At 46.9% G+C, this 24,317-nt stretch carries 14 protein-coding genes, 1 tRNA gene and 3 rRNA genes; 1 reads left to right on the forward strand and 17 read right to left on the reverse strand.

All coding sequences use genetic code 11. The annotated features are described in order from the left end of the window. Positions 1-68: 68 nt before the first annotated feature. From clpC to MHB56_RS11980, 9 genes are all read right to left on the reverse strand, one after another. Entirely contained in the window at positions 69-2,537 is a 2,469-nt protein-coding gene (gene clpC, locus MHB56_RS11940; RefSeq protein WP_036680471.1) for an ATP-dependent protease ATP-binding subunit ClpC, read from the reverse strand. 35 nt (positions 2,538-2,572) lie between these two features. Further along, complete coding sequence (locus MHB56_RS11945) at positions 2,573-3,637, reverse strand: protein arginine kinase (protein ID WP_076218760.1); 1,065 nt, start codon at positions 3,635-3,637, stop codon at positions 2,573-2,575. Positions 3,638-3,665: 28 nt separating this feature from the next. Further along, complete coding sequence (locus MHB56_RS11950; RefSeq protein ID WP_036680467.1) at positions 3,666-4,190, reverse strand: UvrB/UvrC motif-containing protein; 525 nt, start codon at positions 4,188-4,190, stop codon at positions 3,666-3,668. A 30-nt stretch (positions 4,191-4,220) separates the two neighbouring features. Then, complete coding sequence (locus MHB56_RS11955; RefSeq protein WP_036680465.1) at positions 4,221-4,682, reverse strand: CtsR family transcriptional regulator; 462 nt, start codon at positions 4,680-4,682, stop codon at positions 4,221-4,223. A gap of 294 nt (positions 4,683-4,976) precedes the next feature. Beyond that, entirely contained in the window at positions 4,977-6,149 is a 1,173-nt protein-coding gene (locus tag MHB56_RS11960; RefSeq protein WP_341143607.1) for a GNAT family N-acetyltransferase, read from the reverse strand. Positions 6,150-6,570: 421 nt separating this feature from the next. Then, positions 6,571-6,687, reverse strand: a 5S ribosomal RNA gene (rrf, locus tag MHB56_RS11965). A 198-nt stretch (positions 6,688-6,885) separates the two neighbouring features. After that, positions 6,886-9,812 (reverse strand): 23S ribosomal RNA (locus MHB56_RS11970). 172 nt (positions 9,813-9,984) lie between these two features. Continuing rightward, positions 9,985-10,060 (reverse strand) — tRNA-Ala (locus MHB56_RS11975). A 101-nt stretch (positions 10,061-10,161) separates the two neighbouring features. Beyond that, positions 10,162-11,719, reverse strand: a 16S ribosomal RNA gene (locus tag MHB56_RS11980). Together the 16S, 23S and 5S rRNA genes with 1 tRNA gene alongside form the textbook arrangement of a ribosomal RNA operon. A gap of 404 nt (positions 11,720-12,123) precedes the next feature. On the opposite strand from MHB56_RS11980, the gene MHB56_RS11985 reads away from it, so the two are divergent. Beyond that, positions 12,124-13,380, forward strand: coding sequence for an MFS transporter (locus MHB56_RS11985; RefSeq protein ID WP_036678676.1), 1,257 nt, complete (start codon positions 12,124-12,126; stop codon positions 13,378-13,380). Positions 13,381-13,384: 4 nt separating this feature from the next. Here the strand turns inward: MHB56_RS11985 and MHB56_RS11990 are convergent, their stop codons facing one another. The 8 genes from MHB56_RS11990 to MHB56_RS12025 all read right to left on the reverse strand — a co-directional run bounded on the left by MHB56_RS11990 (position 13,385) and on the right by MHB56_RS12025 (position 24,213). After that, positions 13,385-15,187 (reverse strand): transglycosylase domain-containing protein, encoded by a 1,803-nt coding sequence (locus tag MHB56_RS11990; RefSeq protein WP_280753153.1) that lies wholly within the window; start codon positions 15,185-15,187, stop codon positions 13,385-13,387. Positions 15,188-15,240: 53 nt separating this feature from the next. Beyond that, the gene (locus MHB56_RS11995; protein ID WP_341143608.1) at positions 15,241-15,825 is read right to left on the reverse strand and encodes a HAMP domain-containing protein; all 585 of its coding nucleotides are present in this window, start codon (positions 15,823-15,825) and stop codon (positions 15,241-15,243) included. Between the two features lie 62 nt (positions 15,826-15,887). After that, on the reverse strand, positions 15,888-17,000 hold the full coding sequence (locus MHB56_RS12000; protein WP_076182235.1) for a sensor histidine kinase: 1,113 nt from the start codon (positions 16,998-17,000) through the stop codon (positions 15,888-15,890). A 19-nt stretch (positions 17,001-17,019) separates the two neighbouring features. Beyond that, a complete protein-coding gene (locus MHB56_RS12005) occupies positions 17,020-17,727 on the reverse strand; it encodes a response regulator transcription factor (RefSeq protein WP_036678667.1) in 708 nt (235 codons plus the stop codon). A gap of 182 nt (positions 17,728-17,909) precedes the next feature. Next, a complete protein-coding gene (ligA, locus tag MHB56_RS12010) occupies positions 17,910-19,922 on the reverse strand; it encodes an NAD-dependent DNA ligase LigA (protein ID WP_280753155.1) in 2,013 nt (670 codons plus the stop codon). Between the two features lie 77 nt (positions 19,923-19,999). Next, the gene (gene pcrA / locus MHB56_RS12015; RefSeq protein ID WP_341143609.1) at positions 20,000-22,339 is read right to left on the reverse strand and encodes a DNA helicase PcrA; all 2,340 of its coding nucleotides are present in this window, start codon (positions 22,337-22,339) and stop codon (positions 20,000-20,002) included. Positions 22,340-22,400: 61 nt separating this feature from the next. Next, a complete protein-coding gene (locus tag MHB56_RS12020) occupies positions 22,401-23,120 on the reverse strand; it encodes a heptaprenylglyceryl phosphate synthase (RefSeq protein WP_139330100.1) in 720 nt (239 codons plus the stop codon). A gap of 226 nt (positions 23,121-23,346) precedes the next feature. Beyond that, positions 23,347-24,213 (reverse strand): phosphatidylinositol-specific phospholipase C/glycerophosphodiester phosphodiesterase family protein, encoded by an 867-nt coding sequence (locus MHB56_RS12025; RefSeq protein WP_280753157.1) that lies wholly within the window; start codon positions 24,211-24,213, stop codon positions 23,347-23,349. Positions 24,214-24,317 lie beyond the last annotated feature (104 nt).

Here is a 24,317-nt window from a genome sequence, read left to right on the forward strand (position 1 = left end):
AATTGATCTATTTCCAATAAAAAAAGCTTCCGCTCCTCTATAAATAAGGAGCGAAAGCCTTGTTTATTTTATTCGGATTCTACTTCTTTTTCAAGCGCTGGCGCTACTGGAGCGTCCACTTTAGTCACCACAAGTTCTCCGCCGACCTCATCAATATTGAGGGAATCACCCTTTTGGATATTTCCTCTCAACAATTCCTCAGAAAGACGGTCTTCAATATGCTTCTGAATTGCCCGGCGCAATGGACGTGCACCAAAGGCTGGGTCATAACCTTCTTTAGCCAAGAATGCCTTCGCTGCATCCGTGAGTACAAAATCAACATCATATTCACGCAGGCGCTTGCGCAGCTCATCAGACATCAACGTAACGATCTCAGCGATATGTTTCTCATCGAGTGAGTGGAAGACGATGATTTCGTCGATCCGGTTCAAGAACTCTGGACGGAAGCTCTTCTTGAGCTCTTCCATAACCTTGCCCTTCATATTGCCGTATTCTGCTCCTGCATCCTGCACAGCCGTGAATCCAAGCGTTGAGTTCTTCTTGATTGCCTGTGCGCCTACGTTAGAGGTCAGAATGATAAGTGTATTGCGGAAGTCAACTACCCGGCCTTTGGAGTCGGTGAGGCGACCATCTTCAAGCACTTGCAGCAAAATGTTGAATACTTCCGGATGTGCTTTTTCAATTTCATCAAGCAGTACTACCGAGTATGGTTTACGACGTACCTTCTCTGTTAATTGGCCGCCTTCTTCATAGCCGACATATCCAGGAGGGGCACCAACTAAACGGGATGTGGAGTGCTTCTCCATGTATTCCGACATATCAATACGGATGACCGCATTTTCATCGCCGAACATAGCTTCAGCAAGCGCACGTGCCAACTCAGTTTTACCTACACCCGTAGGACCGAGGAAGATAAAGGAGCCCATTGGACGTTTCGGATCTTTAAGACCCGCACGCGCCCGGCGCAATGCCCGGCTGACAGCCTTAACAGCTTCGTCCTGACCAATCACTCGTTCATGCAGCAGAGCTTCCATGTTAAGCAGACGGTCGGTCTCTTCTTCCTTCAGCTTGCTTACAGGGATTCCCGTCCAGCTTGCAACAACCTGTGCGATATCTTCAGGTGTAACTTCAGAATCGGTACGTCCTTGTTTTTCTTTCCACTGGTTCTTAGTCGTATCAAGCTCTTCACGGATTTTTTGCTCCGTATCACGCAGGGCAGCCGCTTTCTCAAACTCTTGGCTCTGAACAGCAGAATCCTTCTCCTTGCGGATATCATCCAAGCGCATTTCTAGTTCCTTCAGATTTGGCGGGATAGTGTAAGAGTGAAGCCTTACTTTAGACCCTGCTTCATCGATAAGGTCAATGGCTTTATCCGGCAGGAAACGATCCGGAATGTAACGATCAGACAGCTTTACAGCTTCCACGATAGCTTCATCCGTAATTTTCACACGGTGATGTGCTTCATAACGATCGCGAAGTCCAAATAAAATTTGTACCGCTTCTTCTGGAGATGGCTGATCCACCGTAATCGGTTGGAAACGGCGCTCCAAAGCTGCATCTTTTTCAATATATTTACGATATTCATCCAGCGTAGTCGCACCGATGCACTGAAGTTCTCCGCGGGCTAAAGCCGGCTTAAGAATGTTGGAAGCATCAATAGCACCTTCTGCGCCACCAGCACCGATCAGCGTATGAAGCTCATCGATAAAGAGTACGATATTCCCCGCTTGGCGAATCTCATCCATGATTTTCTTGAGGCGGTCTTCAAACTCACCGCGATATTTAGTACCAGCCACTACAGAGCCCATATCGAGCGTCATTACGCGTTTGTCGCGCAGTGTTTCTGGAATTTCATTATTAATGATTTTTTGGGCCAAGCCTTCAGCAATAGCTGTTTTACCAACCCCAGGTTCACCTATCAACACCGGGTTGTTCTTCGTCCGGCGGCTCAGTACCTGAATAACACGTTCAATTTCCTTGCTACGACCGATAACTGGATCCAGGTTGCCATCCTTGGCATAAGCCGTCAAATCGCGTGCTAGGCCGTCTAGAGTAGGTGTGCTGACATTAGCAGGTGTTCCGCTATGACTGGATGCAGCCTCGCTGCTTCCCAGAAGCTGAAGCACTTGCTGACGAGCTTTGTTCAAGCTGATGCCTAGGTTATTAAGCACACGAGCCGCGACACCTTCTCCTTCACGAATAAGTCCTAGCAGAATATGCTCAGTGCCGACATACGTATGTCCCAGCTTGCGGGCTTCGTCCATCGACAACTCGATTACTTTTTTGGCGCGAGGAGTATAAGCAATGTTCGTAGGTTGTTCTTGGCCTCTGCCAATCAGTGTCTCCACTTCGTCCTGGATTTTCTCAAGACCCAGACCCAAAGCGATTAATGCTTTAGCAGCAATGCCGTCTCCTTCACGAATAAGTCCTAGCAAAATATGTTCTGTGCCAATATTGTTGTGTCCTAAACGAACAGCTTCTTCCTGCGCTAGCGCTAGCACTTTTTGCGCGCGTTCCGTAAATCTTCCAAACATCATATCTCCTGCACCTCCATGAATAATAAATATCTATATTAATGTTGTGTTCCCAGTGTTTCTCGGAGCAGTTTCGCCCGATACATATCCCGTTCAGTGGCGTTCATCTCGTCACCGAACATTTTTTGCAGAAATCCTGGCTGTGTCTTAACGTTAAGCTCATTAAGCACGGAAATCGAAGGGCCTTCCAGTATGCCAAGGTCAACCCCAAGTCTCACATCAGACAGCCGTTGTGCGGATTCTTTAAGCTCCATTAGAGCTGCATAACACAAAATCCCATAAGATCTTTTCACTCGGTCTGTAATTCTTAAAGCGGAATCTACAAGCAGCCTTTCACGGGCATTTCGTTCATGCTCTATAATCTGGGTGACTACACTGTGAAGGTTCTCGATGATTTCACTTTCTGTTTGACCGAGAGTAATCTGATTGGAAATTTGAAAGATGTTCCCTACTGCTTCGCTGCCCTCACCATAAATTCCTCTTACAGTCAATCCCACTTGGTTCACTGCTGACAATATGCGATTGATCTGTTGGGTCATTACTAGTGCTGGCAAATGCAGCATTACTGAGGCACGCAGCCCTGTACCCACATTGGTGGGACAACTGGTCAAGTATCCTCTTTTATCATCAAAAGCGTAATTCACAGCCGATTCGAAGATATCATCGATGGCTGTCGCACGTTCCCATGCTTCTCTTACCTGAAGACCTGGGAACAGACATTGGATCCGCAGATGGTCCTCTTCGTTAATCATGATGCTGACCGACTCATCTTCATTTAATATCACAGCTGCGCCACGTGAATCATTAGCCAGATTAGGACTGATAAGATGTTTCTCGACCAATACCTTTTTATCCAGTTCATTCACTTCAGCAAGCTTTATCAGTTGAAAAGATCCGAATACGGCAGCAGTTTCCCCATGAAACACAGGGGCCAGCAGCTCTAATACTTCTTCCGATTGCTCTAAGGAAGCAAGCATAGGGAATGGAAGATGCTCTAAATTACGTGCAATACGCATACGGCTGCTAATTACAATCTCGGAGTGACTGCCTCCCGAGCGCATCCAATCACTAAGCGCTTGTTCAGTAAATCGGAGACTTGACATGTCATATCCCCCCTATATATCAAAGACTTTACTCTTGTGCCATTTCTTTTTCAAGTTGTCGAATTTGATCCCGCAGCTCTGCCGCAGTTTCGAATTCCTCCTGTGCGATACTTTGCTGTAATTCCAGCTTCAATTCATCAATTTGCCGTTTGAACACAATCTGTGCTCCAGCACGTTTGGGAATCTTGCCTACATGCGAAGTGCTGCCATGCACCCGTTTAAAGAGCGGGTCCAGTGCACTGTTAAAATATTTATAACAGGAGCTGCAGCCAAAACGACCCAATTTGCTAAACTGCGAGTACGTCATTCCACAATTCTCACATTGCAGACTCTGCGTAGTCTTCGTAGCAGCCGTCTTTTCCTTACCGGCCCCTTCAAGATCAAGCAGACCGGACAGCAAGCTGTGAATGGAGAATCCTCCAGCAGTTCCCGGGATCAGTTCACCCTTCTCCCGCGCACAGCTCTCGCAGATATGAAATTCTGTCTTCTCTCCATTCACGATCTTGGTGAAATGGAGTGTTGCTGGCTTGACGCCACATTCCTGACATTGCATAAGCGAAAGCCCCTCCCTTATGATTGACAATTATTTGCCTAACAAAGAGATTAACATCGCCTTCATAATCTTGGCCCGAATCTCATCCCGATATGGAATCTTAACCGTTAGGCAATCCCGAGAAACAGCAGCGCGCATAAGACACGCCTCACGCTTGCTTAGAAAACCAGCTTCCTCCAGTTGATAAATCAACCCTTCGGCAGCGTTCTGATCTATCCCGCCACCTATAGTATGGTTTAAATGGGCATGCAGTGCCACGTTTGGCGGCAATTCAAAACGTTGAATACGAATATATCCCCCGCCACCACGCTTACTTTCCACCACATAGCCTTTTTCCAGTGTAAAGCGTGTACTAATAACATAATTGATCTGTGACGGTACGCATGAGAACTGGTCCGCCAGGTCATTTCGCTGGATTTCCACCGTACCTTCGGGACTTTCATGCAAAATATTCTTCAGATATTGTTCAATAATATCAGAGATATTGCGCATCACTCATCCTCCAGTGCTCTTTAAAGCTTCATAATATCGCTTACGGCCCGCATCCTTAATGACATTCATTAGTGAACTTCATTCATATAAGTCTGAAGAAAACTTCACGAATTCAGAGGATCGCACTGTATGTCATCAGGTGCGTTGACTTTGACTTTCTTTGACTTTTTAATATTATAACATATTCTGTGCTAATTCCAAGAGGATTCTCTTATTTTTCACTTTTTTCAGCGAATGTATTCGGAAATAAAGAACTCTCCCAGCATCTTTCGAAGGGGAGAGCCTAATTATTTTCTAAAAATGATCAAAAAGTGCCGTTTCAGCTTGCGGTATGATTTCTTCGAGCCATTCCAGAGCCGTCGGATTACCAGTCACACGTCCATAACGAGCCAGCTCTGCCGGGCGTTTATATCCAAACATTAGAATCGTCAGCGAACCAATATCACAGCTTAAGTCAGCTGCATCCCGTTCACCCTCTATACGCAAGAAAGCTGCTGCTCCCTTTTCGGAGACAGTCCATTCCCACAACCCGTCATTCCATGGGGCGTATTTATCTTCAATATAGATAACCTGTTTCTTCGGACTGTTATGACGCTTAAAAGAATAACTCTCCACGAATGCTTTAGCATTAACAATACGCGCCATAAAATAAGGATAATTCTCCTGCTCTATACGCGGATCAGGCAGCAAAAAGGGTAACATATCATCGGATGGCACCAGTTTTAGCGATGCACCGGTCACCATCGAATCGTGATTCGCAAGAAATGTCCACAGCCCCTGCCGGGCCTGTTCGTTCAAAAACACAAATTCATCAATGACCAGCTCTCTATTTTCTATCTTATATAGTACGTATCCTTCAGGTTCCCCAAGCTGTGAATAAAATACCGCAGTCTGACCTTCATCATCCAGAACAGAGTTTTCCCACCAGTCCAAATCACGCTTAAGTGTTCCGTTATATCTAACTGCAAAACGATTGTATAAGTTGTCCAATACTTCGATATCGTTAACACCACGTCTTACCTTGCCCTCAACTTCAACCTTCTTGGGAAACTTGGCAACAGGAATGGAGTATTTCTTATATTCACAATAAACTTCCCAACCAAATTTGCGATAAAAGGGGATCAAGAACGGATGCAGAAAAGATAATGTCTGCCCCGCCTCATTCATCGTTTGCAGCGTATGCGCCAGGAGCTTTGCCACATGCCCCTGTCTGCGATTCTCTGGCCATGTCGCTACCCCTGCGAGCCCTCCCATAGGTACTAATCTACCTTGTATGTACACTTCGAACGGAAGAAGAGTAAGTTTAGCTTCCAAAGTACCTTCTTCAAAAGCACCCCATACGCGTTCTGCTTTAAATCTTTCCTTAGCATTCGCCCTTTTCTCACTAGGCAGCTTGTATTGAAAAGCATATTCAGATAAATCCATGCTTAGATCAAACTCTTCTGAGTGCAACTGTCTGATATCCACAAAACTCACCTCATCATTTATGAATTTACTTTTATGGTTAGTATAACAAGAGAGTGTATTGTGTGCGAATTATAAGGATATTTTTCGAACTTTTTTCAGTTATCCACAGCCTTAGGCAGTTTTAAAAATAGTCTTGTAATCTTGTTCTATTCAAGTTAAAATAATTATCCACTTATCAATCCCTCTATCCACATAAATATGACTATATCCACAGCAACCCGTGTATTACTTAGGTTTTCTGTTGACAGATCTACATAAATATGTACTTAATCCACACCATTTGGTGATTTTTTGCCTTTTAATCATCTATCCACATGTGCGTAAGTTTTCTGCAAATTCCAATGAATTATCCACAAGTTTTCCACAATCTATAATAGACGCAAAAAAGCCACTGTCGAGTTATCAACAGTGGTCTATTTGTGCTTGGCAACGTCCTACTCTCCCAGGACCCTTCGGTCCAAGTACCATCGGCGCTGGAGGGCTTAACGGTCGTGTTCGGGATGGGTACGCGTGGAACCCCTCCGCTATCGCCACCAAACATGCGTCTGTGAAACAGACGCTGCCGCGTGAAATTCGGTTCATCACAGAAGTGAGAATGAATTTCTAAGCGTGTTACAGGCTTGATGCCTGAAAACTGAATCCGAATTGAATTTGCGTCGCCCGTCATCTCTTCGGGGCCCCCGGAAAGTATTCGGAATTAGCTTCGCAGCTTCTTCTTCACTTTTTGGGGTATTTTTAGGATAAGCCCTCGACCGATTAGTATTGGTCAGCTCCATGCATTGCTGCACTTCCACCTCCAACCTATCTACCTCGTCGTCTTCAAGGGGTCTTACTAATTGGGAAATCTCATCTTGAGGGGGGCTTCACGCTTAGATGCTTTCAGCGCTTATCCCGTCCGTACGTAGCTACCCAGCCATGCTCCTGGCGGAACAACTGGTGCACCAGCGGTACGTCCATCCCGGTCCTCTCGTACTAAGGACAGCTCCTCTCAAATTTCCTGCGCCCACGACAGATAGGGACCGAACTGTCTCACGACGTTCTGAACCCAGCTCGCGTACCGCTTTAATGGGCGAACAGCCCAACCCTTGGGACCTACTTCAGCCCCAGGATGCGATGAGCCGACATCGAGGTGCCAAACCTCCCCGTCGATGTGGACTCTTGGGGGAGATAAGCCTGTTATCCCCAGGGTAGCTTTTATCCGTTGAGCGATGGCCCTTCCATGCGGTACCACCGGATCACTAAGTCCGACTTTCGTCCCTGCTCGACTTGTAGGTCTCGCAGTCAAGCTCCCTTATGCCTTTGCACTCTGCGAATGATTTCCAACCATTCTGAGGGAACCTTGGAACGCCTCCGTTACTCTTTAGGAGGCGACCGCCCCAGTCAAACTGCCCGCCTGACACGGTCCCCGTACCCGGTAAGGGCACTAGGTTAGAACCTAGATACGATCAGGGTGGTATCCCAACGGCGCCTCCACCGAAGCTTGCGCTCCGATTTCTACGGCTCCCACCTATCCTGTACAGATCGTACCCAAATTCAATATCAAGCTGCAGTAAAGCTCCATGGGGTCTTTCCGTCTTGTCGCGGGTAACCTGCATCTTCACAGGTATTAAAATTTCACCGGATCTCTCGTTGAGACAGCGCCCAAGTCGTTACGCCATTCGTGCGGGTCAGAATTTACCTGACAAGGAATTTCGCTACCTTAGGACCGTTATAGTTACGGCCGCCGTTTACTGGGGCTTCGGTTCATAGCTTCGGGTTACCCCTAACCACTCCCCTTAACCTTCCAGCACCGGGCAGGCGTCAGCCCGTATACTTCGCCTTGCGGCTTCGCACAGACCTGTGTTTTTGCTAAACAGTCGCTTGGGCCTTTTCACTGCGGCCCCCTCGTGCTATTCACACTACCGGGGCACCCCTTCTCCCGAAGTTACGGGGTCATTTTGCCGAGTTCCTTAACGAGAGTTCTTCCGCGCGCCTTAGAATTCTCTTCTCGCCTACCTGTGTCGGTTTGCGGTACGGGCACCTTCTCCTGGCTAGAGGCTTTTCTTGGCAGTGTGAGATCATGACCTTCGCTACTATAATTTTCGCTCCCCATCACAGCCCAGCCTTAATGATGTGCGGATTTGCCTACACATCAGCCTCACTGCTTAGACGGACATCCATCAGTCCGCGTCACTACCCTCCTGCGTCACCCCATCGCTCATAGCGGATTACGGTGGTACAGTAATTTCAAACTGTTGTCCTTCGACTACGCCTTTCGGCCTCGCCTTAGGTCCCGACTTACCCTGAGCGGACGAGCCTTCCTCAGGAAACCTTGGGCTTTCGGCGGATCAGATTCTCACTGATCTTTTCGTTACTCATACCGGCATTCTCACTTGTGTAGTGTCCAGCGCTCTTTTCAGTACACCTTCAACCCCTACACAACGCTCCCCTACCCCAGATACATACGTATCTAGCCATAGCTTCGGTGGTGTGTTTAGCCCCGTTACATTTTCGGCGCAGAGTCACTCGACCAGTGAGCTATTACGCACTCTTTCAATGGTGGCTGCTTCTAAGCCAACATCCTGGTTGTCTGTGCAACTCCACATCCTTTCCCACTTAACACACACTTGGGGACCTTAGCTGATGGTCTGGGCTGTTTCCCTTTTGACAATGGATCTTAGCACTCACTGTCTGACTCCCGGCAATAAGTATATGGCATTCGGAGTTTGACTGAGCTTGGTAATCCTTGCGGACCCCGCACCCAATCAGTGCTCTACCTCCACTACTCTTATACCGAGGCTAGCCCTAAAGCTATTTCGGGGAGAACCAGCTATCTCCGAGTTCGATTGGAATTTCTCCGCTACCCCCACCTCATCCCCGCACTTTTCAACGTACGTGGGTTCGGGCCTCCAGTGCGTGTTACCGCACCTTCACCCTGGACAGGGGTAGATCACACGGTTTCGGGTCTACGTCCACATACTAATTCGCCCTATTCAGACTCGCTTTCGCTGCGGCTCCACCTTCTCGGCTTAACCTTGCATGTTAAACGTAACTCGCCGGTTCATTCTACAAAAGGCACGCCATCACCCATTAATAGGGCTCTGACTTTTTGTAAGCACACGGTTTCAGGTTCTATTTCACTCCCCTTCCGGGGTGCTTTTCACCTTTCCCTCACGGTACTGTTTCACTATCGGTCGCCAGGTAGTATTTAGCCTTAGCAGATGGTCCTGCTGGATTCATACGGGGTTTCACGTGCCCCGCACTACTCGGGATCCGTCTCGGAGAGAATACAGTTTAGGTTACAGGGCTTTTACCTCTATCGCGGGCCTTTCCAGACCTCTTCACCTACCATATTCCTTTGTAACTCCATGTGAGACGTCCCACAACCCCTAAGAGCAAGCTCTTAGGTTTAGGCTGTTCCGCGTTCGCTCGCCGCTACTGACGGAATCACTATTGTTTTCTCTTCCTCAGGGTACTTAGATGTTTCAGTTCCCCTGGTCTGCCTCTACATTTCCTATGTATTCAGAAATGAGTAACTGCGAATTACCACAGCTGGGTTTCCCCATTCGGACACCCCCGGATCAAAGCTTGCTTACAGCTCCCCGAGGCAGTTTCGTTGTTCGCCACGTCCTTCGTCGGCTCCTGGCGCCTAGGCATCCTCCGTGTGCTCTTATTAGCTTAACCTTGATTCTTCCGCAGGAAAATATCATACGATGACATTCTCTTTGGAATCATCTCACTAATAACATTTACTTGTTTGCACAAGTTGCTAAAAGATGTTCTAAAACGCAAATTCGTTTCGGTATCCAGTTTTCAAGGATCAAGTGTATAGACATAACAAACAGATGAAGTTTGTTGGTGGAGCCAAGCGGGATCGAACCGCTGACCTCCTGCTTGCAAGGCAGGCGCTCTCCCAGCTGAGCTATGGCCCCGCAAATTCCATCAAAACCGAACAAATGGATACACGTTAATTGGTTGTGGAAGTTAAACTTCCGATTTGAATGTTCTCATTGCAGAGAACGATTCTCCATAGAAAGGAGGTGATCCAGCCGCACCTTCCGATACGGCTACCTTGTTACGACTTCACCCCAATCATCTACCCCACCTTCGGCGGCTGGCTCCCTTGCGGGTTACCCCACCGACTTCGGGTGTTGTAAACTCTCGTGGTGTGACGGGCGGTGTGTACAAGACCCGGGAACGTATTCACCGCGGCATGCTGATCCGCGATTACTAGCAATTCCGACTTCATGCAGGCGAGTTGCAGCCTGCAATCCGAACTGAGACCGGCTTTGATGGGATTGGCTCCACCTCGCGGCTTCGCTTCCCGTTGTACCGGCCATTGTAGTACGTGTGTAGCCCAGGTCATAAGGGGCATGATGATTTGACGTCATCCCCACCTTCCTCCGGTTTGTCACCGGCAGTCACTCTAGAGTGCCCAACATTACTTGCTGGCAACTAAAGTTAAGGGTTGCGCTCGTTGCGGGACTTAACCCAACATCTCACGACACGAGCTGACGACAACCATGCACCACCTGTCTCCTCTGTCCCGAAGGCCGCTGCTATCTCTAGCAGATTCAGAGGGATGTCAAGACCTGGTAAGGTTCTTCGCGTTGCTTCGAATTAAACCACATACTCCACTGCTTGTGCGGGTCCCCGTCAATTCCTTTGAGTTTCAGTCTTGCGACCGTACTCCCCAGGCGGAGTGCTTACTGTGTTAACTTCGGCACCAAGGGTATCGAAACCCCTAACACCTAGCACTCATCGTTTACGGCGTGGACTACCAGGGTATCTAATCCTGTTTGCTCCCCACGCTTTCGCGCCTCAGCGTCAGTTACAGCCCAGAAAGTCGCCTTCGCCACTGGTGTTCCTCCACATATCTACGCATTTCACCGCTACACGTGGAATTCCACTTTCCTCTTCTGTACTCAAGCCACCCAGTTTCCAGTGCGACCTCAGGTTGAGCCCAAGGTTTAAACACCAGACTTAAATAGCCGCCTGCGCGCGCTTTACGCCCAATAATTCCGGACAACGCTTGCCCCCTACGTATTACCGCGGCTGCTGGCACGTAGTTAGCCGGGGCTTTCTTCTCAGGTACCGTCACTCCGGTAGCAGTTACTCTACCGGACGTTCTTCCCTGGCAACAGAGCTTTACGATCCGAAAACCTTCATCACTCACGCGGCGTTGCTCCGTCAGGCTTTCGCCCATTGCGGAAGATTCCCTACTGCTGCCTCCCGTAGGAGTCTGGGCCGTGTCTCAGTCCCAGTGTGGCCGTTCACCCTCTCAGGTCGGCTACGCATCGTCGCCTTGGTGGGCCGTTACCCCACCAACTAGCTAATGCGCCGCAGGCCCATCCCTCAGTGACAGATTGCTCCGTCTTTCATTCTTCTCTCAGGAGAAAAAAGAAATTATCCGGTATTAGCTACCGTTTCCGGTAGTTATCCCAGTCTGAAGGGCAGGTTGCCTACGTGTTACTCACCCGTCCGCCGCTAAGTCACTTTGAAAGCAAGCTTTCAAAGTGACTCCGCTCGACTTGCATGTATTAGGCACGCCGCCAGCGTTCGTCCTGAGCCAGGATCAAACTCTCCAATTAGTATTGAAAAGAGCGATATGCTCATTTTGAAACTGACGATTCATTAATTGAATCTTTTTAAAAATTAACGTGTTCCATTTGTTCAGTTTTCAAAGAACTTGCTCCTAGCATTTCGACATTCAATGTCTCTTGCACAGGAATTAGAGTATATCATGTTTGTTTCTATCTTGTCAACTTATTTCTTCATCGCTTGTGTTTCGTATGTGCGATGCGTCGTAAGCACAAGAGATAATATACCATGCTGTCATTGAGTTTGCAAGCTTTTTTTGAAATAAAAAAATCATTCGTATAAATAACTTCGATACAACACAAATTGATACCATTCATCCATTATTTGTGGCTAAATAGAATTTATCGTATTCGCCAATCTTACCTTTTAACTATCAGTACAGAGAGGAGTCAAAATGAAGACCAAACCTACAGACGCTGCGTCCACGGTAGACAGCAAGGACAAGGAGCAGCGTAATCTGCAGCAGGCAACGATTTATAAAATTTTGTTAGCTGTCAGTTTTGTTCATTTATTTAATGATTCTATACAGGCAGTCATTCCAGCAATCTTCCCTATTCTCAAAGATAATCTACTGCTCTCTTTCGCCCAGATTGGATGGATCTCATTCGCTTTAAATATGACGTCATCAGTAATCCAACCCGTCATTGGATATGCTGCAGACCGTAAACCCCGTCCTATATTATTACCACTGGGTATGTGCAGCACATTTCTAGGTGTACTTCTATTGGCTTATGCCAATAGCTATTTTCTGGTCTTATTCTCGGTTATCCTGATCGGATTCGGTTCAGCCACCTTCCACCCAGAGGGTATGCGTGTTGCTCATATGGCGGCAGGTCAGCGAAAGGGATTGTCGCAATCTATTTTTCAAGTGGGCGGCAATGCTGGCCAGTCCCTTGGTCCAATGCTTACGAAATGGGTATTCATCCCCTTTGGCCAGATTGGTGCCCTAGGCTTCACGATCGTCGCGGCTGCCGGAATCGCTGTTCAGACTTATGTAGCTCGCTGGTATAGAGAAATGCTAGATGCCGGTTATACCTTTCATAAAAAATCAACAGCACGAGCAATCGACCCCGCCCGCCGAAAAAGTATACGAACAGCAACGATTATTCTTGTATTCCTAGTCTTTGTTAGGTCTTGGTATGGCGCTTCTATCGGCAGTTACTACGCCTTCTATCTAATGGACAAATATCAAATGACGCTGGATAAAGCCCAAATCTATATTTTTATGTATTTGGCTGCTGGCGCAGTGGGTACATTTTTTGGAGGTCCGCTGGCTGACCGTTTTGGACGGCGTAATCTCATCTTACTATCAATGGTAGGAACCGTTCCCTTTGCACTTGCTCTACCCTTTGTAGGTCCATTATGGGCGGCTGTATTGCTGCTGATTGGCGGTTTCATCCTTCTGTCCAGCTTCTCTGTTACCGTCATTTATGCTCAAATGCTATATCCGGGCAACATTGGCACAGTTTCAGGTCTGATCACGGGACTTGCTTTTGGACTCGGCGGGATCGGCTCATTAGTCCTCGGCAACCTCATTGATAGTATCGGGATTGCTAAAGTGTTCATCGCTTGCGGCTTCCTCCCGCTGCTTGGGTTTCTTGCCTTGCTGCTTCCTAGAGATGAGAAATTAGAAGAATGGGCGGCGCAATAACTTCTCAATGATCACTTAAGGCTTTACTCATTACTGTAGAAAATAGAGCGGCAGCCTTCCCGCTGCCTTCAGTCATGTAATTATCCTGATTCGTACGATCAAAACCCATCCATACCGCAGCTGTCCACTCCGAAGTATAGCCTACAAACCAAAGATCCCGATTAGCTTTCTTGCTCACGCCAGCCAAGTCCAATTGGGTCGTACCGGTCTTTCCCGCTACTGGTCTGTTCATCTGCGCTTTTTTCCCTGTTCCTTCATTAACAACATTGCGTAACATAGCCGTCATCGCTTCTGCGGTACGCGGCGAGATTACCTGACGTGATTCAGAGGGATGAGTATACAAGACCTTCCCTTTTGAATCCGTTATGGAGCGCACCATATGAGCCGCATTAAATTTGCCTCCACTAGCAAAGACACTGTAGGCCTGGGCCATTTTTAGTGGAGAAACCCCATTATGAAGCCCCCCCAAAGCTATTGATAAATGATTGTCCTCCTCCGTCAGTACAATTCCTAATTTGGCGGCAAATTGCCGCGCAGAAGAGATTCCAACCTGCTTCAATACCCATACGGCTGGTGCATTGATGGATTTTTGCAAAGCTGTGTTCATTGTGACCTGACCTTGGTATATACCGTTCAAGTTCTCAGGCTTATAGCTGCCATAAGCAACTTTACGGTCGGACAGCATACTATTCGGGTTGAATTTCCCGCTCTCGAGTGCAGGTCCATAATCAATGATCGGCTTAAAGCTGGAACCCGGCTGACGTGCATCAATAATAGCTCTGTTCAAATTGCCCTCGTTTTGATCTCGCCCACCAATCAATGCCACTACTTCTCCTGTACGATGATCCATTATGGTCATAGCTGCTTCTACCTGCTGATCTTTTCCGTCAGGTGGAAATGAAGCCTCTTTGAGAACGGCCTGCTCAAGTGCCTGCTGTGCTTTGATGTTCAAACCTGTAACTATAGTGTAGCCGCCTGTACGAAGCTCCTCTACGGATTCCCCTGTGATCTGAGCCGCTTCCTTAAGGGCTGCATCCACATAATACACTCCGGCAACCCCATTTTCGACCGCAGCTGGAGGCTGACATTGTTTATTCATAGCTTCCTGCATTTGCTCATACGTGATTAGTCGCTGATTGAACATCATCTTTAGCACTAGATTTCTTCTCGTTTTGGATAATGCACTATTGTCTACTGGGTTATAAATAGAGGGGCCTTTAGGGATTCCCGCCAGAGTGGCTATTTGCCAGATCTCCAATTTTTTCAGATCAGACACGCCGAAGTAACGCTTGGCTGCTGCTTTTACTCCATATTGTCCCCGCCCCATATAAATCTGATTGAGGTACAGCTGCAAAATCTCACGTTTCGTCAGTCGCTGCTCCAAGGCAAAAGCAATAGAGGTTTCATTTAACTTACGCAGCATATTCTTATCTCTGTTCAAATAAAGATTGCGAGCAAGCTGTTGAGTAATACTACTGCCACCTTCTGATAAACTCATGTCCAAGATATTTTTTAAGAACGCGCGTGATATCCCTTTATAATCGACCCCTTGATGGCTATAAAAACGGCGGTCTTCTACTGTTAAAAAGGTATCTATTAATAAAGCCGGCATCTCCTCAAGCTCTGCTGTAAGCCTATAACCCGAGCTCGGTAGCGGAGTCATTCGTATAACTGTTCCATCTGAAGCTGTGATGAGGCTTGATTCTGGCAATTGCAGCCTATCCTCATGCCGGTTAAGTACAATACCCCCATACTGGTATACATAAAACAAAATCAAAAGCGCCAATACCGTACTAATAACACTCACATCAAATAATAGGTACCCTACTCGCAATATCCGGGTGCGTGCATTCCATCTGCTCATGATTCGATAATCAGGTTCTCCAGGAACCGCTCCATACTCCGTACTTCATCATTCGCTGCTGCAAGAAGTGTATGTACTTCCGCCTCATTCTCTTCAACCTCACGGAGGGTGCGAAGTATCGCCCTAGTCCTTATTAATAAAGCTACTGCTGGTGTGTCCTCTATCCGCTTTGAGCTTGCATCTCTATCTGGAACTTCTATTCTTTGCATTCGATTGAGGTTAGCAGCAATTTCACCTATTTCTCCTCCAGAGAGAACCTTGATGTTCTGGGCGACTCCTTTATCTGCCAGCTCCGAGGTTCCCACCACTAGCGAGCGCAAATCATCAGCCATTTTCTGTGAACGAAGAACATACAGCCCACCGAAGACTAGAATAAATAGAAGGATGGCACTAGGGGTTTGACCCATATGATTAATAACCCAATGAATAAGCCAGACAAAAAAGGCTCCTGGTTGACCCGAATAATGAGAATACAGCAAAGCGACAGCCCGCTGGACAACAAAAAGAAAGGCAGCACTCAAAAGAGCACAACCCATAAAAATATATAAATAGCTGATACGAACCGTCCGAAGTTTTGGCATGGTAGTTCCCTCCTTGTGCCACAAGGATAACTTCCAAATCTTAAGAACCCGCCAGAGTTTTCTTAAGATTCTATGAAGAATGGGAAACGGGTAATAAAATCCGTGCGAAGAGATGTACTTTCCACATAAATAACGCCATTGTGGCGTTCGATGATACTTTTGGCAATCGCAAGTCCAAGCCCTGAGCCGCCTGTATGCTGTGAACGCGACTTTTCTGCCCGATAGAATCGTTCAAAAATAAAAGGGATATCACTTTCCGCAATCCTCTCTCCGAAGTTGCTAATACGGACCACAGCACCATTTTCCTTTTTACTGAAACCTATCTCCAATTTCCCGCCGCTTCTGCCGTAACGGATCGCGTTAGTAATCAAATTTTCATAAGCACGTACTAATTCTTTAGGCGAAGCCTCTATCCATAACTCATCAGCAACGTCCTCGATTTCATAGATCATATCCGCCTTTGTTAGTTCAGGAACTGACTCCTCCGCCAGCTGCCGTATGAAGGCCTTCAAATCCAATCTCTGCATAACCAAAGGGTACTCTCCACTATTTACACGTGTGTATTCAAAAAGATCATCGATCAGTTTACGCAGCACCAGGGATTTGTTGTAGGCTATATCCACGTAATACCGGATTTCCGCTTCTTCCTGACATCGATCTTGTTCGATGTATTCCAGAAAGCCCAAGACAGAGGTAAGCGGGGTGCGTAAATCATGGGAAACACCTGTGATCAAGTCATTTTTCGCATTTACAGCTTTACGTTCCTCCTCTATGGAGTGCTGCAAACGCTCAGCCATTTCATTAATATTCTCAGCCAGCACACCCAGCTCATCCGTGGTTCTGACTTCAATTCTATGGGACATCCCGGAGCTTGTAATTTCTCGAATCCCTTTTGTGATCTCTTCCAGATACAGCACAACTTTACGAGTGTAGATAAAAAAGAATAATAAAAAGCTGATAATACCCGCTGCTGTCATTAGTGGCATAGAGCCAATATGATTAATAATCCAGCGCAGTATGCGTGAATAGGGAGCCGACTCTGAAGCCGGATTTAGATAGATCATAAAGTTGACGAGTTGGTACCCTGCCATGAGCAGCAAAGCGCCCGAAAGCACACTCAGCAAAAAAGCAAACATAAACTTCCAGCGAATCGTCGTTATATATTTAGAATTCAAGAAGCCTCACCTAATCCTTTCAGGAAGGTCCGTCTAATTTATAGCCAACTCCCCAGACGGTTTGTATATAACGTGGGCGTTTCGAATCGATTTCGATTTTGTCTCGGAGATTACGAATATGTACCATCACTGTGTTACCGCCATCTAAAAAGGGTTCATTCCATACCTTATTGTAAATTTGCTCCAAGCTAAGCACTTGACCTTGGTGTCTCGCTAAAAGCTCTAGAATAGAGAATTCCCGCGGAGTCAGTTTAATCTTCTGCTGGTCTACATACACCTCATGCTTAGACGTATCTATAGTCAGATCCTCAAAGCTTAGTTTGCTGTCGTTTCCCAACGTATTACTATCCTTATTAAATCCGTGATAACGGCGCAACTGTGATTTTACTCGTGCCACAATCTCCAAAGGATTAAACGGCTTGCCCACGTAGTCATCTGCCCCGAGGCTCAGGCCGGAGATCTTGTCCATATCTGTATTTTTGGCTGATAGTATGATAATTGGCATTTTCCGCTCTTCACGGATCTTCATACATGCAGCTAGCCCGTCCATTTTAGGCATCATGACATCAAGAATAATTAGATCAACTTCCTCTTTCTGCAGACATTCCAGCGCTTCCATTCCATCGTAAGCCTTAAGCAGTCTATAGCCTTCATTACAGAGATAAATCGTTAACAGTTCTACAATTTCCTTCTCATCATCTACTAACAATATCGTTTCTCTCTTCACAGGAAGGGTTTCCTTTCAAATATAGTAATAAATATCTATAGCCTATATATTAGCAGATCAACCGAATTTTTTTTCTAAAAAAGAATCGTTTAGTTGTAATCCACGCAAAAAAGGCCCCTGCTCCTCTCGTACTTAAACGAAATGGAACCGGGAACCTTTTGAAATCGAATATAGTTTGTTACTTACATATCCAACAAGCGAATTAGCTCATCTTCATCCTCAATGACCTGAATGCCTAACTGCTGCGCTTTAGCCAGCTTACTACCAGCTTTTTCACCAGCGATAACTAAATCCGTCTTCTTGGACACACTTCCCGACACCTTTGCTCCGAGTGCTTCCAGACGTTCAGCTGCTTCATCTCGGGTAAGCTTTTGCAAGGAACCGGTCAATACGACCGTTTTGCCACTAAAGAAGGAATCGGTACTAACAGGACGTGGTGCCTCAGGAGCCTTCGCTTCCACACCCAACGCCCGCAAGCGGGAAACATTAGCTACTACAACTGGATCTGCGAAGAAGCTGACAATGCTCTCGGCGACAATCCCACCAATGTCTGGTAACTCAGCGAGCTTCTCGGCTTTGGCCTGCATCACAGCATCCAGATCACGGAAATGATCAGCCAACATCTTCGTCGTTGCTTTACCAGTGTTAGGGATCCCTAACGCAAAGAGAAATGAAGCAAGATCTCTACCTTTGCTATCTTCTAAAGCTTGCAGCAAATTCTGTGCTTTTTTCTCACCAAAACGGTTCAGCTGTACAAGCTGCTCAAAGTTCAGTTCATACAGATCCGCAGAGTCATGTACATTAAGCTCATCATAGAGCTGACCCGCCGTCTTCTCACTGAACGTCTCGATATCCATCGCATCACGCGAAGCAAAGTGGGTGATCCGACTGATAATCTGCGGCCTACAATTCAGTTTATTGTTACAGAAAAGATGTGCTCCGCGCATTTCTAACGGATATCCACAAGCTGGACAGTCCTCAGGGAAAATAATCTCTCCACCGTCATTCTCCTCTGTTACCTTGCCGAGAATTTCTGGGATAACATCATTGGAACGGCGAATAAAGACCCGCGAACCTAAGGCAAATTTCAAGTTTTTGCGCTCAATATCACCCACATTATTCAGGGTGCAGTTCTGAACGGTAACTCCGGCAAGCTCTACAGCCTCAACCCGAGCCAGCGGAGTCACTTTACCTGTACGACCTACATTCCAGCTAACAGACTCCAGCACGGTCGTCGTTTCTTCGGCTTCAAATTTATAAGCTACTGCCCAACGCGGGAACTTGTCAGTGTAGCCAAGCACCTCACGGATCCGGAAATCCGTGACCTTAATTACAGCCCCATCAATGAGGTAATCAAGACTCGAACGACTCTCCTCGATTCCAGCGAGCTGCTCAGTTACATCATCAAAATCATTGCAGTAGGTCAGGTATGGGTTCACTTTAAATTTGTTATTCCGCAGAAAATCCATCATTTCCTGATGGTCAGCGAACTCCGCGCCTTCTGCAAAGCCTACATTATAGAAAAAAGCGTTCAAACGGCGGTCCGCAGTAGTCTTCGGATTAAGATTACGCAGTGCACCTGCTGCTGCATTACGCGCATTCTTCAGCGGCTCTGCAGCCCTTGTATTATAATCAGCCAGCACAGACAGATTCATAATCCCTTCACCCTGAACCTCAATGACCCCATCCTTGAAGGGAATCGTCAATGGAACGGATTTGATGGTCTTCACCTGTGCAAGTATTCCTTCGCCAACTACACCATTGCCACGCGTTGATGCCTGTTCGAGAACACCATTACGATAGGTTAAATTCAGTGTTAAGCCATCGAACTTCAGTTCTACTGCATAACAAGGATCAGGAAGAGGGGTGTCTGGATTCTTGAGATTGTATTCATTCACTAACCGGAGCACCCGGGTATTCCAGCTGCGCAGCTGTTCAATATTCTGTGCTTTATCCAGACTCCAAAGCGGTGCCAGATGCCGATGCGGCGTGAAGCCCTTAAGCAGCTCTCCACCTACACGTTGTGTAGGCGAATCCGGTAGTACGAAGCCACTCTCAGCCTCCAGTGCTACAAGCTTGTCGTATAAAACATCGTATTCCTTATCGCTGACTAGCGGTGCATCCAGCGTGTAGTAGTGGTAATTATAGTTATTTAATTCCGCAACAAGCTCTTCCATCACATGCATAGCATCCATGCAGGTACATCCCTCCGTCAATAAGTTTCCTAAAGTTAGCGTGGTCTAAATATCCGTTCGTTAATCGTTGTCTGTTATTATTCCACTTTGGTAATCGGCGCAAACCCCGCAAGCAGACGTTTCACACCCACGGGTGCCGGAAAAGCAATCTGTAGCTCCGTGTCATTCCCGCTGCCTTTAACAGATACAACGGTGCCCGTGCCCCATTTGCCGTGGGAGACCTTGTCACCCGCTTTGTAATCGCCAGCTGCTGCAGCCCCTGCTCCGGTAGCACGCTGTGCGCCTCCGGAGGTCACGGTCACGCTGCTCTTGCTTGCCGCCGCTGACGCCGTGCTTCCGCCGCCTGCCGGCGTAGCTCCGGCGGCTCCGCCCCGGCCGCCAAAGTTCCCACGGCCACCACTGCCGAAGCCGCGTCCGCCGTAAGCACCGCCTACCTCCGCGCCTCCGCGCTGGAAGCGGTCTTGAGTCTTAACGGTATCTTCCTTCAGTTCCTCCGGAATCTCCTCTAAGAAGCGGGACGGTTGGTTCGCCGTCGTCCGGCCAAAGAGCGTACGCATCCGCGCACAAGAGAGAAACAGTTGTTTCTCCGCGCGGGTGATCCCCACATACGCAAGCCGGCGTTCCTCTTCCAGCTCGTCGTTGTCCTGGAAGGCACGGCTGTGTGGGAACACGCCTTCTTCCATTCCGACGATAAATACCGTCGGAAACTCCAGACCTTTGGCGCTGTGCATCGTCATTAACACAACCGCATCACTACGATCCTCTTCATCATCGTTCACACTATCGATATCTGCGATAAGTGCAAGATCCGTGAGGAAGGAGACCAGCGACTTGTCTTCGTTGTTCTTTTCAAACTCCATCGTCACCGATAAGAACTCATCGATATTCTCTAGCCGCGAGCGTGATTCGAGTGTGTTTTCATTTTGCAGCTCCAAACGGTACTGCGACATTTCCAGTATTTTTTCCGTCAATTCGGTTACAGACAAGAACTCCACCATACGGTGTAGAGCTTCAATCATATCGTAGAACTCTACTAGCATATTCCGCGTCCGTCCAGCAAAGCCCAAATCATCGACCGTTTGCAGCACTCGGAAAATAGAAACACCACGTTCACCAGCAGCAGCTGCCAGCTTGCCAACCGTTGTATCCCCTAATCCACGCTTAGGAACATTAATAATACGCGTCAGGCTGATATCATCATCAGGGTTAGACAGTAAACGTAGATACGCCAGCAGATCCTTGATTTCTTTACGATCATAGAACTTGATCCCGCCAACGATTTGATATGGAATATCTGATTTGATCAAAATTTCCTCTATTACCCGTGACTGAGCATTCGTCCGGTACAGAATCGCGTGATTCTGGTAAGCTTGACCTTGCTTCACATTTTTGCTGATTTCTCCGGTTACAAAATACCCTTCGTCATGCTCGGAATCCGCCCGGTACACCTTAATCTTGGCGCCTTCCTCGGAATCGGTCCACAGCTTTTTCGGTTTACGGCCACTATTAAGCGCGATTACCCCATTGGCTGCATTCAGGATATTAGCGGTTGAACGGTAATTCTGTTCTAGCAGAATCGTCTTCGCTTCCGGATAATCCTCTTCAAAATTAAGAATATTCGTAATATCCGCACCACGCCAGCGATAGATCGACTGGTCACTATCCCCTACCACGCAAATGCGGTGGTGGCTGTCTGCCAGCATGCGGCACAACATGTATTGTGCTCTGTTCGTATCCTGATACTCATCCACATGGATGTATTTGAACTTCTTTTGGTAAAAATCCAGAACCTCGGGAACTTCCTTAAATAATTCGATAGTCTTCATAATCAAATCATCAAAATCAAGCGAGTTATTGCTTCTCAAACGCCGTTGGTACATTTTATAAACCTTGGCAACTAAACCTTCGAAATAATCACCGACTTTTTGCTCATACTGCGCCGGAGTAATCAGTTCATTCTTAGATGCGCTAATTACGGCTTGTACAGCTTTCGGTTCGAATTTTTTCGTATCAATATTCAGTTCCTTCATGCAATTACGAATGACTGATAACTGGTCTGTAGAGTCCAGAATCGAGAAGTTGGAAGTAAATCCAATGCGCTCAATATCCTTCCGCAAGATCCGAACACACATGGAGTGAAAGGTGGATACCCAAATATCTCTTCCCTCAGGTCCAACGAGCTTAGATACACGTTCCTGCATTTCCCTCGCAGCTTTATTCGTAAATGTAATCGCCAAAATCGCCCAAGGCGGCGCCTTTCGATTAGCAATCAGCCAGGCAATTCTGTGTGTCAGCACTCTCGTCTTCCCACTGCCCGCACCAGCCATAATCAAAAGGGGGCCTTCAGTAGTTTCGACAGCCTGCCTTTGTGGAGGATTCAATCGGCTGACCGCGTCTTGTATGTTAATAAGTTGCATGTGTAACATGCTCCTTTCTAAAAATGAAATTACAAATCATAAGTAGTCCATAAGCTAACCGCTAGTCGAACTGCTCTTGCACCGTCTTTTTAACAGCAAATACCGTACGAATTGCCTGCTCTACATCCCGATAAATAATATTGCCGACAACTACTGTATCACATAGAGCTGCTGCCTGCTCGGCCTCTGCCTCACAAGTAATGCCGCCTCCATAAAATAGTTGGGCTTGCTCCACCATCTCACGCACTATACGTACTGTCTCCATATCCCCAAATCTACCGCTATATTCAAGATAGACTATTGGCAGGGACATCAGCTTGTCCGCAACCTGGGCATACGCAGCCGCCTCTTCAGCATTAATGGTTGTCTCGGCCCCTGTAATCCGCGCAACTGAAGAATCACTGTTCAAAACGACGTAACCCTCCGTTAGCAGCTGATCCCATGGGATCATAAATCCATAACGCTCTATAGCTCGACGATGATGGCCTACAATCCAAGCTGGATCAGGTGTATTTAGCACCATAGGAATCATATAAAGATCAAATCCGGGTACAGCAGCTTCAAGTTCGGATACCTCGAGTGCACAGGGCAGCTCAAAACGTCTTACTCTTGATAAGAGATCTACTGTATTCTCATAAGTAACTCCTGTAGAGCCTCCTATCAATATGGCATCCGTGCCGGACAAGCAAACGGCCTCCAAATCCTCATCTGAAATCATACGATCTGGGTCCAACTTAAACACATGCCGCCAAGGTTTGATCATTTGCTGTACTGATTTCATGGGAATCATCCTTATTTGTCATTTGGGCAAGACAAAATACTCCTGCCGCCGCAAAAGATATAGATCTAGTCTATGCCAGCACAGGAGGTGTGTCAATTTAAAGCGAACAAAAATACGAACATTTTTTCGCATATAAATTTGGGGTCCCCGCAAAGTACCTGAATACGCATCTGAGGAAAGCAGCACTTTGCAGGGATATATTAGTTGTAATGAGTGGAGAAAGATTTCAGCGCATACCTCTGAGGTTATTCAAATCATTTTCAGGCATAAAATCACTATAAAATCCGTCTACACCCATACGAGATAACGCTCTAATCTCATCCTCTTCATCCACTGTATGAACGTATACACGAGCTCCGATATTTTTTAACTGTTTGACAAAACTCTTGGTGGCCCGGCTAACTGGCATCGTAATATCCACACCTGTTTTTTTAACAAACTCAATAACTTGTTCATCCGTATCCTTAGATTGGTACAGGGTGTAAAGCACTTCTGGAAAAGAATACACCTTATTGATCTCATCAAGCATCGGCTGATTGTAGATCTGTGGAACTATCCGCTCCAACAACGCTGGATCCCGACGCTGCGCCGCTTCGGTCAGCAATGTAAATTGCTTCTCTATAAGTTCCGGTTGGATTTCTTTGGTATCCGTAACGATATAAGCATCTGGATAATTCTGCATTAGATCAAGCACCTTCTCAATATCAAGCGGAGAGTATATATTCAGGATGGGGCTGTCCATAAATTCCTCGTAATCTAGTGCCACACCCTGTTTATTAGCAGGGAGAACCTCCAACTGACCTAAAAGCTTGCTCATATTGCCTGTCCATTCATGTCGAGCAACCAGCTGATCATCCTTCGATAACAAAAAATCAACTTCAAATACGCGAGTTCCCCGTTCATAGTTAGCGACAAAGGCCTCCCAAGCATTGGTATACGTATAGCCGTTAATTCCCCCCATGGCATGTGCAACGATTCTGTGCGCTTCAAAACCGCTCGCGGGTTGCTCTTCCTCTTTGTTCAACGTTATTACAAGAATCATTATTAGTGCGACAATCATTACTACGGTTGCAATAATCTTTTTCTTATTCATAGTTGTGAGTTTCCTTTACAAAGTTTAGATTAGAAAATTAATACCCCGCTCTGCCAGTGGCAAAACGGGGTATTATTAAAATTTCACAAATCTAAATAAGTGCA

Origin of the sequence: Paenibacillus sp. FSL H8-0315 (assembly GCF_038005365.1) — a bacterium.
Taxonomy (GTDB): domain Bacteria; phylum Bacillota; class Bacilli; order Paenibacillales; family Paenibacillaceae; genus Paenibacillus_AQ; species Paenibacillus_AQ odorifer.

Coding starts and splice junctions, on each gene's coding strand:
- clpC (WP_036680471.1), bottom strand. CDS start 2,537: ATGATGTTTGGAAGATTTACGGAACGCGCGCAAAAAGTGCTAGCGCTA.
- MHB56_RS11945 (WP_076218760.1), bottom strand. CDS start 3,637: ATGTCAAGTCTCCGATTTACTGAACAAGCGCTTAGTGATTGGATGCGC.
- MHB56_RS11950 (WP_036680467.1), bottom strand. CDS start 4,190: ATGCAATGTCAGGAATGTGGCGTCAAGCCAGCAACACTCCATTTCACC.
- MHB56_RS11955 (WP_036680465.1), bottom strand. CDS start 4,682: ATGCGCAATATCTCTGATATTATTGAACAATATCTGAAGAATATTTTG.
- MHB56_RS11985 (WP_036678676.1), top strand. CDS start 12,124: ATGAAGACCAAACCTACAGACGCTGCGTCCACGGTAGACAGCAAGGAC.
- MHB56_RS11995 (WP_341143608.1), bottom strand. CDS start 15,825: ATGCCAAAACTTCGGACGGTTCGTATCAGCTATTTATATATTTTTATG.
- ligA (WP_280753155.1), bottom strand. CDS start 19,922: ATGGATGCTATGCATGTGATGGAAGAGCTTGTTGCGGAATTAAATAAC.
- pcrA (WP_341143609.1), bottom strand. CDS start 22,339: ATGCAACTTATTAACATACAAGACGCGGTCAGCCGATTGAATCCTCCA.
- MHB56_RS12020 (WP_139330100.1), bottom strand. CDS start 23,120: ATGAAATCAGTACAGCAAATGATCAAACCTTGGCGGCATGTGTTTAAG.
- MHB56_RS12025 (WP_280753157.1), bottom strand. CDS start 24,213: ATGAATAAGAAAAAGATTATTGCAACCGTAGTAATGATTGTCGCACTA.